A 13,692-nucleotide genomic window follows, 5' to 3' on the forward strand; every position below is an offset into this window, starting at 1 on the left:
TTCATGCGACTGACCGGGGGCACGTCCGCACGGCTCGGTGCAAGCTGGGACGGCAGAGGCACTAATTTTGCGCTGTTCTCGGCAAATGCGGAGAAGGTGGAGCTATGCCTGTTCGACGGTCAGGGCCGCCGCGAGCTCGAGCGGATCGAGATGCCGGAGCGCACCGAGGACGTCTGGCACTGCTATCTCAACGACGTCTCGCCGGGCCAGCTTTACGGCTATCGCGTCTACGGGCCCTACGCGCCGGAGCGCGGCCACCGCTTCAACGCCAACAAGCTGCTGCTCGATCCCTACGCCAAGCGGCTCGCCGGCCGGCTGGTGTGGAGCGATGCGCATTTCGCCTACCGCACCGGTAGCGCACGCGAGGACCTCTCGTTCGACCGGCGCGACAATGCCCGCGGCATGCCGAAGGCCGTGGTGGTCGACGAGACCTTCAACTGGGGCCGCCGCGAGATCCGGCCGCACGTTCCCTGGCAAGACACCATCATCTACGAGGCCCACGTCAAGGGCCTGACGCAGAAGCGCGAGGACGTGCCGCCGAACCTGCGCGGCACCTATGGCGGGCTGTCGTCGCCGGCGATGATCAATCACCTCAAGCGGCTCGGCGTCACCACCATCGAGCTGTTGCCGATCCACGGCCTGATCGACGACCGTGTCCTGGTCGAGAAGAAGCTGTCGAACTACTGGGGCTACAACACCATCGCCTTCTTCGCGCCGGAGGCACGCTACGCCCAGGACAATGCGCTCGACTCGTTCCGCACCACGGTGGCGCGGCTGCATGACGCCGGCATCGAGGTGCTGCTCGACGTCGTCTACAACCACACCGCCGAGGGCAACCATATGGGCCCGACGCTGTGCTTCCGCGGCATCGACAACGCCTCGTATTACTGGCTGAACCGCGAGAACCCGCGCTTCTACGACGATTTCACCGGCTGCGGCAGCTCGGTCAACCTCACCCATCCGCGCGTGCTGCAAATGGTGATGGATTCGCTGCGTTACTGGGTCGAGGTCTGCCATGTCGACGGCTTCCGTTTCGATCTCGCGACGACGCTGGCGCGCGGACCGAACGGGTTCGATCGCAACCATCCCTTTCTCGCCGCGATCCGCCAGGACCCGGTGCTGGCGACCGCCAAGATGGTCGCCGAGCCCTGGGATCTCGGTCTCGGCGGCTACCAGGTCGGCGCGTTTCCGTCGCAATGGTCGGAGTGGAATGACCGCTACCGCAGCGCGATGCGGCGCTACTGGAGCGGCGAAGGCAGCCTGATCGGCGACATCTCGGGCCGCATGACGGCGTCCTCGGATCTATTTCACCACGACAACCGCGCGACCCGCGCCAGCGTCAACCACATCACGGTGCATGACGGCTTCACGCTCGCCGACCTCTTCAGCTACAACGAGAAGCACAATGAGGCCAACGGCGAGGACAATCGCGACGGCTCCAACGACAACCACAGCAACAATTGCGGCCATGAAGGCCCGACTGACGATCCCGCCATCATCGCGCTGCGCCGCCAGCTCAGGAAGAACGCGCTGGCCTGCCTGCTGCTCGCACAGGGCACCCCGCTGATCCTTGCCGGCGACGAGGTCGCCAACACACAAGCCGGCAACAACAACGCCTACTGCCAGGACAACGAAACCGGCTGGATCGGCTGGGAGAATCTCGGCACGGACGACGACGCCATCGCCTTCATCGGCCATCTCACCGCGCTCCGCCAGCGCTTCGGCCAGATCCGCTGCCAGAGCTGGCTCGACGGCCGCCGCGGCGACGGCAGCTATGGCGTGCTCTGGCTGACACCATCAGCGGAGGAGATGAAGGAGTCCGACTGGAAATTCCCGGAAAGCCGGTTCCTCGCCTACGTGCTGGGGCCGATGGAACAAGGGCAGGCGCCGATCTTTATCGTGCTCAATGCCGCGCCGCAGGAGATCGTGTTCAGGATGCCGCGGATGGCGGAATACAGGAGCTGGCAGCAGGTCTTGAACACGACCAAGGCAGAACAAACGGCCGAGCAGTTTGCAGCCGGCGCCGACACCACGGCACCGCCGCGCTCGGTGCTGGCATTCGCAGGCTCCGCATGAGCAGCGCGCAGCACTTCGGACCCGAACTGACCGCTGACGGCGCGCGCTTCCGGCTCTGGGCGCCGGCGGCCAAGCGCGTCGACCTCCTGCTCGACAAGCCGCATGTGCTCACGCGCGATGCCGCCGGCTGGTACGTCGGCGAGATTGCCGGCGCGCGCGCGGGCACGCGCTACCAATTCCGCATCGACGACGACGTCGATGTGCCGGATCCAGCCTCCGCGTTCCAGCCGGACGACGTGTTCGGCCCTAGCGAGGTGATCGATCACGCAGCGTTCAAATGGCGCGCGACCGACTGGCGCGGCCGTCCCTGGCATGAGGCCGTCATTCTCGAGGCCCATGTCGGGACCTTCACGCCGGAGGGCACCTACCGCGCCATGATCGACAAGCTCGATCATCTGGTGGCAACCGGCATCACCGCGCTCGAGCTGATGCCGCTGGCGGACTTCGCAGGCAAGCGCAACTGGGGTTATGACGGCGTGCTGTGGTACGCGCCCGACAGCGCCTATGGCCGCCCCGAAGACCTCAAGGCCCTGATCGACGAGGCGCATCTGCGCGGGCTGATGGTGATGCTCGACGTGGTCTACAACCATTTCGGACCCGAGGGGAATTACCTCGGCCGCTATGCGCCCACCTTCTTCAGCGACGCGCATACGCCATGGGGCAGCGCGATCGATTATCGCGTGCCCGAGGTGCGCGCGTTTGCGATCGGCAGCGTGGTCAGCTGGCTGCGCGACTATCGTTTCGACGGGCTGCGGTTCGACGCGGTCAACACCATCGTCGAAGCCGGCGAAATCTCCATCCTGCATGACTTCAGCAAGGCTGCCGGCAAGCTCGCCATGGAGACCGGCCGGCAGATCAACCTCGTGCTCGAGAACGGCGACAACATTGCAAGCCTGCTCGATGCCGCCGAAGACCCGCCGCGCGGCAAATTCCGCGGCCAGTGGAACGACGACTATCATCACGCCTGGCATGTGCTGCTGACCGGAGAAACCCAGGGCTACTACGGCGACTACCGCGCGCCGAAGCAGGACCTCGCACGAGCGCTGTCGTCTGGCTACATCTACCAGGGCGAAGTCTCGGCGTTTTGGGGCGGCAAGGCCCGCGGCGAGCCGAGCGGCGCGCTGTCGCCAACCTGCTTCATCAACTTCCTGCAGAACCACGACCAGATCGGCAACCGGCCGCTCGGCGATCGTCTCGAGAGCGTTGCAAAGCCGGAGGCGATCGAGGCGACGCTGGCGGTCACGCTGATCGCGCCGACCACGCCGTTGCTGTTCATGGGCGAGGAATGGGGCGCGACGACGCCCTTCCCGTTCTTCTGCGATTTCAAGGGCGACCTCGCCAACGCCGTCCGCGCCGGGCGACGCAAGGAATTCGCCTGGGCCTATGCCAAATATGGCGACGACATTCCCGACCCGCTTGCCGAGGCGACGGCACGATCGGCCGTGCTCGACTGGGCGGCGCTTGGCCACGATCCCGCCCGCGCACGACTCGCGCTGGTGCGCGACCTGCTCGCCGTGCGCCAGCGCGAGATCACGCCGCACCTCATCGGGGCACGCTTCGGAGGTGACCGCGTCACGGGCGATCTCTTGACCGCGCATTGGCGGATGGGCGACGGCCGCACGCTGTGGCTGGCGGCCAATCTGTCGGATCGGGATATCACCGGCGCAACGGAAGCGAAGGGAACTGCGATCTGGGGCGCCGCGTTGTCGAGCGACCTCCCCGGCTGGGCGGTGCGCTGGCACATCGGATAGCACAATGCCTCCGGCGATCCCGATCGCGACCTACCGACTGCAACTCACTGCCGATTTCGACTTCGATGCCGCCGCCGCCGTGGCTCCGTATCTGAAGGCGCTCGGCATCAGTCATGTCTATGCCTCGCCGTTCATGAAGGCGCGCAAGGGCTCGACCCACGGCTATGACGTCGTCGACCACACCGAATTCAATCCGGAACTCGGCGGCGAAGAAGGCTTTGCGCGGTTCAGCAATGCGCTGAAGCAGAGCGACCTTGGCCTGATCCTGGATTTCGTGCCGAACCATGTCGGCGTGCATTTTGCTGACAATCCGTGGTGGCTCGACGTGCTGGAATGGGGACCGGTCTCACCGCACGCGGTCTCCTTCGATATCGACTGGGACCTCTTGCCCTATCGCGCGCGCGGCGGCGTGCTGCTGCCGATCCTCGGCTCGTCCTACGGTCAGGCGCTGGAGCGCGGCGAGATCGAGCTGCGCTACGACGCGAGCGAAGGCAGCTTCTCCGCCTGGTATTTCGAGCACCGCCTGCCGATCGCGCCGGAGCGCTATGGCGAGGTGCTGCGGACCATCGTCCGTGAGGCCGGTGCGGACAACAGCACTGCCGGACGGGCGATGCTCGAACTCGCCGCCAGGTATCGCGGGCTACGTCACCCGAACCGCAACGAAGCGCCGGCCCTGAAGGCCGCGATCCAGGCGATCGAGGGCAGTGCCGAGATCATCGCGCGCGGGCTCGATGCCTATCGCACCAGTGAGGACCGGCCCACCCAGACGCTGGCGCTGCATCATCTTCTGGAACGCCAGCACTACAAGCTCGGCCACTGGCGGCTTGCTTCCAGCGACATCAACTATCGTCGCTTCTTCGACGTCAACACCCTGGCCGGCCTCAGGGTCGAGGACGCCGCCACGTTCGAGGCGAGCCACAGTCTCGTGAAGCGGCTGATCGCGGAAGACCGGCTGCAGGGCCTGCGGCTCGACCATATCGACGGCCTGCGCGATCCCGCCCAATACTTCCAGCGCCTACGCCGCCTGATCCGTATCGCGCAGGGCGCCACGGCAAAGCCGTTCTACATGGTGATCGAGAAGATCCTCGGCGAGGACGAGAGGCTGACGAAATTCAGCGGCGTCCACGGCACCACCGGCTATGAATGGATGAACACGATCAGCCAGCTGCTGGTCGACGGCAGTGGGCTCGATCCGCTCAACGAGATCTGGCGCCAGATCAGCAACCAGTCGCCGAACTTGACGCCGGTGCTGCGCGAGGCCAAGCGTCGTGTGCTGGAGACCTTGCTGACCAGCGAATTCACCGTGCTGGCGCGGCTGCTCGCCCGCATTGCCAGCGGGCACTATTCGACCCGCGACTTCTCCGCCGACAGCCTGCGGCAGGCGCTTGAGCTCTATGTGCTGCACTTCCCGGTCTATCGCACCTATCTCACCGCCTCGGGACCAGCCGCGCATGACCGCGCGCTGATCAGCGTGACCATCGAGCGCGCCCGCGCCGACTGGTTCGCCGCCGACGAAGGCATCTTCGACTTCCTGCGCGATGCCCTGACTATGGACCTCCTGAAGCCCGGCCGGCCGCCGCACAGTGCGCCGCGGGTCCGGCGCTTCGCGCTGAAGGTGCAGCAATTCACCGGGCCGATGATGGCAAAGTCGCTGGAGGATACGACCTTCTATCGCTATCACCGCCTGCTCGCGCTGAACGAGGTCGGCGGCGATCCGGCGGCGAGCGCAATCGCGCCCGAGACCTTCCATACCATGATGCAGACCCGCGTCCGTGAATGGCCGCACGGCATGACGGCGACCGCGACCCACGACACCAAGCGCGGCGAGGACGCCCGCGCCCGGATCATGGCGCTTGCGGAGATCCCCGGCGAATGGACCAGCGCAGTGGCGCGCTGGAAGGTTCTGAACGCGCCGCATCTGGAGCTCGACGGCGAGACGCGCGCCCCGTCGGCGACATTCGAATACATGCTGTACCAGGCCCTGCTCGGCGCCTGGGATCCGGATGACAAATCGCTGGTCGGGCGCATCCAGGCCTTTGCCCTGAAGGCCGCGCGCGAGGGCAAGCAGGAAACGAGCTGGCTCAATCCGCACGAGCCTTACGAGGCGGGCGTGAAAACCTTCATCGCGCGGATCCTCGATCGCAAGGCCTCGCCGGAATTCCTCGATGCGCTGGAGACGCTGGCAGAGCGCACCGCGCTGATCGGCGCGCTGAACTCGCTGAGCCAGATCACCCTGAAGGCGACGATGCCGGGCGTGCCGGACTTCTACCAGGGCACCGAAAGCTGGGATCTATCGCTGGTCGACCCCGACAACCGTCGTCCGGTCGACTTTGCCGCACGCGCGGAACTGCTCACCGCGCTGGAGGCGCCGGATTGGGAGGCACTGGCGCAGAGCTGGCGCGATGGCCGCCTGAAGTTCGCATGGACGCGGCATCTGCTGCGGCTGCGCAACGAGCTGCCCGAGGTCTTCACCAGCGGCGACTACCAGCCGCTCACGGTCAGCGGCCCACATCGCGATCATGTCATCACCTTCGCGCGGCGCCACGGCCGCGAGGCGATCATCGTCGCGGTGGCGAAATCATTTGCCCCGTTCACGCAGGGCGGACGGCACTGGCCGCGCGCTGAGGCGTTTGAAGGCGAGATCGACCTGACCGGATATGCACTCCCGGGTGGCGACAGCCGGATTCAGCTCTCGACGCTGTTCGCCAGACTGCCGGTCGCGGTGCTGAAGGCGAAGACCACGGCGGGCGCCAAGCACGCCGCTAGGCGTGTGCGCGCACACGGTTAGCGTCGCGCGTCAGCGCTTGGTCAGCAGCAACTGCCCGCTCTTCTGAATGGCTACCTGCGCGACTTCGGCGAAGCGTTGCAGCAGCCACGGCAGCGTCACCTCCAGGCGCACATGGCTATCCTCGACATCGAGATGTCCGGCCGCGACCTGCCCCAGCGCGCGGACGCGGAAGCTCATGCGGTTATTCTCCCAGCGCTCTTCGTCGACGCTCATGACAGGCACGTTCGCCGCTGCGCGCGACAGGCCTGTTTTCAGGCGGCGCATCGCTTCGTCGCGGCCGAGGCTGTGGGGAATCGAGACAATCAGCGGAGCCGACATCGCGGTGCACTCCTCCATGGATTCCGCTCATGTAGTTCTGTTCCACCGCAAATGGAAGATCACACAGTTTTATCGCGCCGCTCAAACCGGAACCTTCATAGTTGCGGGTGGTTTCCTCCCCCGAAGGGCAGAGACGACAGGCCCACGGGTTGAGGAGGACTGAGATGTCACTTGGAACGATCATTCTTATCATTCTGGTCATTGCGCTGCTTGGCGGCTTCAGCGGCGTTGGCGGCGGACCGTTCTACGGCACCGGCTACTACGGCGGCGGCGGCCTCGGCCTCGTGATCGTGATCCTGCTGATCCTGCTGCTGCTGGGACGCCTGTAGCGCCGGGGCGTGGTGTAGCGCGCCATCACCGCCGCTACGAACGTCATCGCCCGCGAAAGCGGGCGATCCAGTATTCCAGAGGCGCCGATGATTGAACCGATAGGCCGCGGCGTACTGGATACCCCGCTTTCGCGGGGTATGACGGGGAGAACGCTCTCCTGACGCTTCTCACTGCGCCGCGAGCTTCTTGATCGCCGCCTTGATCGACGAGGCCGCATCCTCATAGCCGCCCCACGCCTTGCTCTTCGCGAGCAGCGCCGGCACCGACCGCACCGTATATTTCTTCGGATCGAGGTCGCCGCGCACCTGGCTCCAGGTCAGCGGCATCGACACCGTCGCGCCCGAACGCGCCCGCGGCGACAGCACCGCGACCGCGGTCGAGAGCCGGTCGTTGCGCAGATAGTCGAGGAAGATCTTTCCGGTGCGCTTGGCCTTGGACATGTTGATCAGATAGCGCTCGGGGTCATCCTGCACCATCCACTGGCAGATCGCTTGCGCGAACGCCTTGGCCTCCTTCCAGGTCACCTTGTCCCTGCTGCCTGCGAGCAGCGGCGCCACGACATGAAGGCCCTTGCCGCCGGTGGTCTTGCAGAAGCTCTCGAGACCGACCGCAGTCAGCCGCTGGCGCATGTCCTTGGCCGCGTCGATCACGTCGGAGAACGCGACGTCGGGCGCGGGATCGAGATCGAACACCAGCCGGCCCGGCGTGTCATAGGCATCCGGCGCGCAATTCCAGGGATGCAGCTCGAGGCCACCGAGCTGCGCGACCGCGGCCAGGCCCTCGACCTGGTCGATCTGCAGATAGGGCTTGCGGTCGCCGGAGACCTTGGCGAGCTTGAGGAGCTTCGACGTGCCGGCCATCGCGTGGCGCTGGAAGAAGGTCTCGCCCTTGATCCCATCAGGCGCACGCACGATCGAGCATGGCCGGCCCTTGAGGTAGCCGATCATCCATGCGCCGACCGCCTCGAAATAGTTGGCGAGATCGAGCTTGGTCACCGGCGCGCCGTCGCCGGCGTCGGGCCACAATGCCTTGTCGGCATGCGAGATGGCGACGCCCATCACCTCGCTGGACTTTCCTTTCGCCATCGGCTTCACCACTCTGGTTACGACCGGCCGCTCGGCCTCGACCTCATGCGCCGGCTTGTCCTGACGCAGGCCCTTGAACGCCGCCTGGCGGATGTTGCCGGCGTCAGTCCAGCCGGCGAACTCGATCTCGGCGATGAGTTCGGGCTTCAGCCAGTGCACATCGCGGGTCTTCTTGGGCGCGTCCTTGCCGCCGAACGGACTGGTGTCGGACGCCGCAGCCTTCAGCGCCGGCATGATGCGGCGGACGGTGTCCTGGCCGAAGCCGGTGCCGACAATGCCGACAAACTCGAGTTGGTCGCCGCGATAAACGCCGGCCATCAGCGAGCGGAATTTGCCGTTGGTGGTCTTCCAGCCGCCGATCACCACCTCGTGGCCGGCGCGGATCTTTGCCTTGGTCCAGTCGTCCGAGCGGCCGGAGCGGTAGGCGCCGTCGAGACGTTTGGAGACGATGCCTTCCAGCCCGAGCTTGCGCGCGGAATCCAGCACGGCGTCGCCGCGCTCCTCGAAATGCTCGACATAGCGGATCAGCGGATTCTTGCCCTTGCGCGCCGCGAGCAGCGCCTGCAGCCGCGCCTTGCGCTCGGCGAGCGGCAACGGGCGGAGATCCTCATTGCCGGCAAACAGCAGATCGAACGCATAGAAGATCAGCTGGTCGGTCTTGCCGTCGGAGAGCGCGGCCTGCAACGTCGAGAAATGCGGCATGCCGCCCTCGCCGAGCGCGACGATCTCGCCGTCGATCAGCGCATCCGGCAGCTTGCCGGCCTCCTTCACGATCGCACCGAACTTGTCGGACCAGTCGAGCCCCTTGCGGGTCTTCACCACGGCCTCGCCATCCTGAATGCGGAGCTGCACGCGATAGCCGTCGAACTTGATCTCGTGGCACCAGCCCGCGCCATTCGGCGGGCTCTCGACCGCGGCACAGAGCTGCGGGGTGACGAAGTCCGGCATCTCCGTCACCTGCTTCGGTTGCGCCTTCGGCCTCGACTTCAATTGCGCCTTCAATTTTTCTTGGAGCGCCGGCGCCTTGGTCCTGGCGCGCGCATCCGCGGCCATGCCGTGATTGGACTGCCAGACCGCATCTGCTTTGGCCTTGCCGTTGCCCTTGGCCAGCATGAACGGCTTCGGTGCGCGGCCCTTGCCGGCTGCGATCTCTGCCATCGAACGGCCGGAGGCGACCGAGCGGTCCTCGTTCAGGATCGCTTCGCCGTTGCCATCAACGGCATATTCATCGCGGTGCTTGATCAACAGCCAGTTGGTGCGCTTGCCGCCGAAGCGGTCGTTCTTCATCCGCACCAGCACCCAGCTGCCATGCAGCTTGTCGCCATGCAGCGTGAATTTCAGATCGCCCTTCTTGAAGCCACGCTCGGGATCGTCCGATTCCCAGGTGCCGCGATCCCAGAGCTGCACCGTGCCGCCGCCATATTGGCCCGCCGGAATCGTGCCTTCGAAATCGCCATAGTCGAGCGGATGATCCTCGACCTCGACCGCGAGCCGCTTGTCATGCGGGTCGAGCGAAGGCCCGCGGGTCACCGCCCAGGACTTGAAAACGCCGTCGAACTCCAGCCTGAAATCATAGTGCAGCCGCGTCGCGTCATGCTTCTGGATCACGAAGCGCCGCTGCTTGCCGGGCGCCACCTTGATGTCGCCCGCCGGCTCATTGGTCTTCTCGAAGTCGCGCTTCTTGCGATAGGTGGTGAGATTTCTCAGCGACACGTCCAGGCCTCGGCGCAAACCACGGCCGCCGCGAGCCTGCGGCCATCAGGAACCAAAACCTACGGTATCCGTTCAAGTTCCAAACTCAAGCTGTTTGGTTGTGAAGGTTCAGTTCACTGTCGTCGCCCGGCTTGACCGGGCGATCCAGTATTCCAGAGATCGTAGTGGTTGAGCCGAGAGGCCGCGGCGTGCTGGATGCCCCGCCTTCGCGGGGCATGACAGCGGAGAGCGCTAGTCCGCCGCGCGCAGCCGATAGCCGATACCGGTCTCGGTCAGCACGAATTGCGGACGCTCGGGATCGGCTTCGATCTTCTGCCGGAGCTGGCGCACATAGACGCGCAGATATTGCGCATCGGTCAATTCGTCCCACAATTCCTTCAGCAGGAAGCGGTGGGTCAGCACCTTGCCGGCATGCTGAACCAGTACGCGCAACAGGTCATACTCCTTCGGCGACAGCTTGATCTCCTTGTCGCCGACCTTGACGATCCGGCGCACCAGGTCGACCGAGAGATCGCCGGAGCGGAACACCGGGCGCTCGCCCTGCACCTGCAGCTGGTGGCGCAATGCGGCGCGCAGCCGCGCCAGCAATTCGTCCATGCCGAACGGCTTGGTCAGGTAATCGTCGGCGCCGAGGTCGAGCGCCTGCACCTTGCCGGCCTCGTCGCCGCGGCTCGACAGCACCACGACCGGGACGCTCTCGTTGCGGCCGCGGATCATGCGCAAGAGGTCGTGGCCCTGGATATCGGGCAATCCGAGATCAAGGATGATCAACGCCGGCCCCTCGCCCAGCATTTCCAGCGCGATCTTGCCGTTGGAAGCCTCGAGAATGTCGTAGCCCTGCGTGCTCAGGCCCATCCGTAGCAACTTGCGGATCGGCGGCTCGTCGTCGATGACCAGGACTTTGATCGGCGTGGCGTTCATGCAGCAGTGTCCAGCGCGTTGGTGTCGGCCGGGATCGGCAGGCGGATGGTGAGGACGGCGCCGCTCCGGTCGGAGCGGTTGGCCGCCGCGATCGTGCCGCGCATCGCCTCGACGAAGCCGCGCGAGATCGCAAGGCCAAGACCCGTGCCGGGGCGGACATGGTCGCCCTTCTCGGCGCGATAGAACTTGTCGAACACACTCTCGAGCTCGGCGGCCGGAATGCCGTTGCCTTCATCGAGGATCTGCAACGCGATGGTGTCGCGGTCGCGCACGCCGCGGATCGAGATCGTGGTGTCCGAGGGGGCGTATTTGGCGGCGTTGTCGAGCAAATTGAACAGCACCTGCTCAAACAGCACGGCGTCGAGCTCCAGCATCGGCAGGTCGGCCGCAAGCTCCAGCGACACCCGGTGATGCACCAGGATCTTGGCGGCGCGGCGTAGCGCGCTGCCGACGATCTCGCCGACATCGTGCCGCGCGGTGTTCGGCACGATCGCGCCGGATTCCAGCTTGGTCATGTCCAAGAGATTGGCGATGAAACGATTGAGCCGCTCGGATTCGTCGATCACGGTCGCGAGCAGATCATGCTTCTGGGCATCGCTCAGGCTGGCGCCGAGATCGCGCAGCGCCGAGGCCGAGCCGAGCACCGAGGCGAGCGGCGTCTTGAGGTCGTGCGAGATCGAGGTCAAGAGCGCGCCGCGCAGCCGATCGGACTCGACCGTGCGCTTGACGCGATCCATGTCCTCGACCAGCAGCACGCGTTCGATCGCAAGCGCGCCCTGGTCGACCAGCGCATCGAGCAGCCGGCGCTGGTCCGGCGTCAACAGCGGCCCGGTGCGGTCGTCGTCGATGCCGATCACGCCGATCGGGCCGCGGCCGGTGCGCATCGGCAAGAACAATCGCTTGCCGCCCGGCAGCGTGTCCGAGCCGCGGCCGGCCGGGCGATCGTTGCCCCAGGCCCAGTTGGCGGCGGCCAGATCGGCCTGATCGAGCTGGTCTTCGGGCGGATAGCCGCTCTTGACGGTCAGCATCCCGCCCTCCGGCAACAGCAGCACCACGCGCACCTTCAGCATCAGGGCGATCTGGTAGGCGGTCGCCCACAACACGTCGTCGAGCGTCGCGGTGCCGGCGAGCTTGCGGCTGAACGCATAGAGCGACTCGGTGGTGCGGACGCGGCCGATCGCGGTGTCGGCCTGGGTGCGCACCCGCGCCGCGACGTTGGAGACCAAGAGCGCGATCAGCATGAAGAAGAAAAACGCCGCGACGTTGGTCGGATCGGTGATGGTGAAAGTATAGACCGGTGGCAGGAAGAAGAAGTTGTAGCACAGCGAGGCAGCGACGCTCGCCAGCAGCGACGGCCACAGGCCATAGCGCGCCGCGGCGCCGACCACCGCGGTGATGAACACGAGGTCGACATTCTCGATGCCGAAGAACGGCTGGATCAGCTTGGCCGCGCCGAGCCCGACGGCAGTCAGCAGCAGCGCCATCAGATACGGCCGCGGGTTGAACGGCTCCTGCCGCTGCGCGGTCTGCACCGCAGCCTTGCCGACCGGCAGCTCGTCGCCGGCGATCACGTTGACGCTGATATTGCCGGCACGGCGCACCAGATCGTGCACCACCGATCCGCGCGTCAGCTCGAACCAGCGCGAGCGCGTCGACTTGCCGATGATGATCTGGGTGACGTTGTTGGCCTGGGCGAAATTGATGACGTCGTCGGCGATGCGGCGGCCGACGCCGGGAAGGGTCAGCGCCTCGCCACCGAGCGATTCCGCAAGCCGCATGGTGTCGGCAAGCCGGTCGCGCTGCTCGTCGCTCAGTTGCAGGCTGCGCCGCGTCTCGATGCTGACCGCGGTCCATTGCGCATGCAGCCGGTCGGCCAGGCGCTTGGTGTAGCGCACGAGGCCGGCCGCGCGCGGATCCTCGCTCAGGCAAACCAGAATGCGCTCACCGGCGGCCCAAGGCCCCTGGATCGCATTGGCCTGCATGTGGGTGAGCAGCTGCTCGTCGACTCGCTCGGCAGTGCGGCGCAGCGCCAGCTCGCGCAGTGCGGTCAGATTGCCCGGCGAGAAATAGTGCTCCAGCGCCCGTTCGGCCTGCCGGGGCACATAGACCTTGCCCTCCTTCAGGCGCTGGATCAGGTCGTCGGGCGTGAGGTCGATCAGCTCGATCGCATCGGCGCGATCGACCACCGAGTCGGGCACCGTCTCGCGCACCCGCACATGGGTGATCTGCGCGACGACATCGTTGAGGCTCTCGATGTGCTGGATGTTGATCGCGGTGTAGACGTCGATGCCGTGCGACAACAATTCCTCGACGTCGAGATAACGCTTGGGATGCCGGCTGCCCGGGGCATTGGTATGGGCGAGCTCGTCGACCAGCGCGAGTTGCGGCCGCCGCGCGATCAGGGCGTCGAGGTCCATCTCCTCGAGCGTCTGGTCGCGATAGGCCAGCCGCTTCCGCGGTATCACCTCGAGACCCCTGAGCAGCGCCTCGGTCTCCACCCGTCCGTGGGTTTCGACGACACCGACCACGACGTCGACGCCCGCCTTGAGGCGGGCGTGGGCGCTCTGCAACATCTCGTAGGTCTTGCCGACGCCGGGCGCGGCGCCGATGAAGATCTTCAGCCGCCCCGATCGATCGGTCTCCCGGCGCGCCGCCTCGAGCAGCGCATCCGGCGAGGGTCGTTTGTTGGGGTCACGCTGATTGGCCATAC

The 13,692-nt window shown here is 66.0% G+C and carries 8 protein-coding genes; 4 read left to right on the forward strand and 4 right to left on the reverse strand.

The window, feature by feature from the left end:
- Positions 1 to 3: 3 nt before the first annotated feature.
- The 3 genes from glgX to treY are packed head-to-tail and all read left to right on the forward strand — an operon-like array spanning position 4 to position 6,615.
- Positions 4 to 2,076: a glycogen debranching protein GlgX gene (gene glgX, locus Q0030_RS33170; protein ID WP_298376990.1), complete on the forward strand. Its 2,073-nt coding sequence runs from the start codon at positions 4 to 6 to the stop codon at positions 2,074 to 2,076.
- On the forward strand, positions 2,073 to 3,827 hold the full coding sequence (gene treZ, locus Q0030_RS33175) for a malto-oligosyltrehalose trehalohydrolase (RefSeq protein WP_298376993.1): 1,755 nt from the start codon (positions 2,073 to 2,075) through the stop codon (positions 3,825 to 3,827). Before glgX ends, treZ begins: the two co-directional genes overlap by 4 nt.
- 4 nt (positions 3,828 to 3,831) lie before the next feature.
- Positions 3,832 to 6,615: a malto-oligosyltrehalose synthase gene (treY, locus tag Q0030_RS33180; protein WP_298376995.1), complete on the forward strand. Its 2,784-nt coding sequence runs from the start codon at positions 3,832 to 3,834 to the stop codon at positions 6,613 to 6,615.
- A 9-nt stretch (positions 6,616 to 6,624) separates the two neighbouring features.
- On the opposite strand, the gene Q0030_RS33185 is transcribed toward treY, so the two are convergent.
- Positions 6,625 to 6,933: a polyhydroxyalkanoic acid system family protein gene (locus Q0030_RS33185; protein ID WP_298376997.1), complete on the reverse strand. Its 309-nt coding sequence runs from the start codon at positions 6,931 to 6,933 to the stop codon at positions 6,625 to 6,627.
- 164 nt (positions 6,934 to 7,097) lie between these two features.
- Here Q0030_RS33185 and Q0030_RS33190 point away from each other — a divergent pair, with 164 nt between their 5' ends.
- A complete protein-coding gene (locus Q0030_RS33190) occupies positions 7,098 to 7,262 on the forward strand; it encodes a DUF3309 family protein (RefSeq protein WP_298377000.1) in 165 nt (54 codons plus the stop codon).
- 168 nt (positions 7,263 to 7,430) lie between these two features.
- Here the strand turns inward: Q0030_RS33190 and ligD are convergent, their stop codons facing one another.
- The 3 genes from ligD to Q0030_RS33205 all read right to left on the reverse strand — a co-directional run bounded on the left by ligD (position 7,431) and on the right by Q0030_RS33205 (position 13,690).
- Complete coding sequence (ligD, locus tag Q0030_RS33195) at positions 7,431 to 10,061, reverse strand: DNA ligase D (RefSeq protein ID WP_298377003.1); 2,631 nt, start codon at positions 10,059 to 10,061, stop codon at positions 7,431 to 7,433.
- A 231-nt stretch (positions 10,062 to 10,292) separates the two neighbouring features.
- Positions 10,293 to 10,982: a response regulator transcription factor gene (locus Q0030_RS33200; RefSeq protein WP_298377007.1), complete on the reverse strand. Its 690-nt coding sequence runs from the start codon at positions 10,980 to 10,982 to the stop codon at positions 10,293 to 10,295.
- Positions 10,979 to 13,690, reverse strand: coding sequence for a sensor histidine kinase KdpD (locus Q0030_RS33205; protein WP_298377011.1), 2,712 nt, complete (start codon positions 13,688 to 13,690; stop codon positions 10,979 to 10,981). The genes Q0030_RS33200 and Q0030_RS33205 overlap by 4 nt, the downstream gene beginning before the upstream one ends.
- Between the last annotated feature and the right edge of the window lie 2 nt (positions 13,691 to 13,692).

This window comes from uncultured Bradyrhizobium sp., from assembly GCF_947648125.1.
Lineage (GTDB): Bacteria > Pseudomonadota > Alphaproteobacteria > Rhizobiales > Xanthobacteraceae > Bradyrhizobium.

What these genes read in the sequence shown, in the direction of transcription:
- Q0030_RS33205 (WP_298377011.1), bottom strand. Translation starts at nt 13,690, where the DNA reads ATGGCCAATCAGCGTGACCCCAACAAACGACCCTCGCCGGATGCGCTG.
- Q0030_RS33190 (WP_298377000.1), top strand. Translation starts at nt 7,098, where the DNA reads ATGTCACTTGGAACGATCATTCTTATCATTCTGGTCATTGCGCTGCTT.
- treY (WP_298376995.1), top strand. Translation starts at nt 3,832, where the DNA reads ATGCCTCCGGCGATCCCGATCGCGACCTACCGACTGCAACTCACTGCC.
- glgX (WP_298376990.1), top strand. Translation starts at nt 4, where the DNA reads ATGCGACTGACCGGGGGCACGTCCGCACGGCTCGGTGCAAGCTGGGAC.
- Q0030_RS33200 (WP_298377007.1), bottom strand. Translation starts at nt 10,982, where the DNA reads ATGAACGCCACGCCGATCAAAGTCCTGGTCATCGACGACGAGCCGCCG.
- Q0030_RS33185 (WP_298376997.1), bottom strand. Translation starts at nt 6,933, where the DNA reads ATGTCGGCTCCGCTGATTGTCTCGATTCCCCACAGCCTCGGCCGCGAC.
- treZ (WP_298376993.1), top strand. Translation starts at nt 2,073, where the DNA reads ATGAGCAGCGCGCAGCACTTCGGACCCGAACTGACCGCTGACGGCGCG.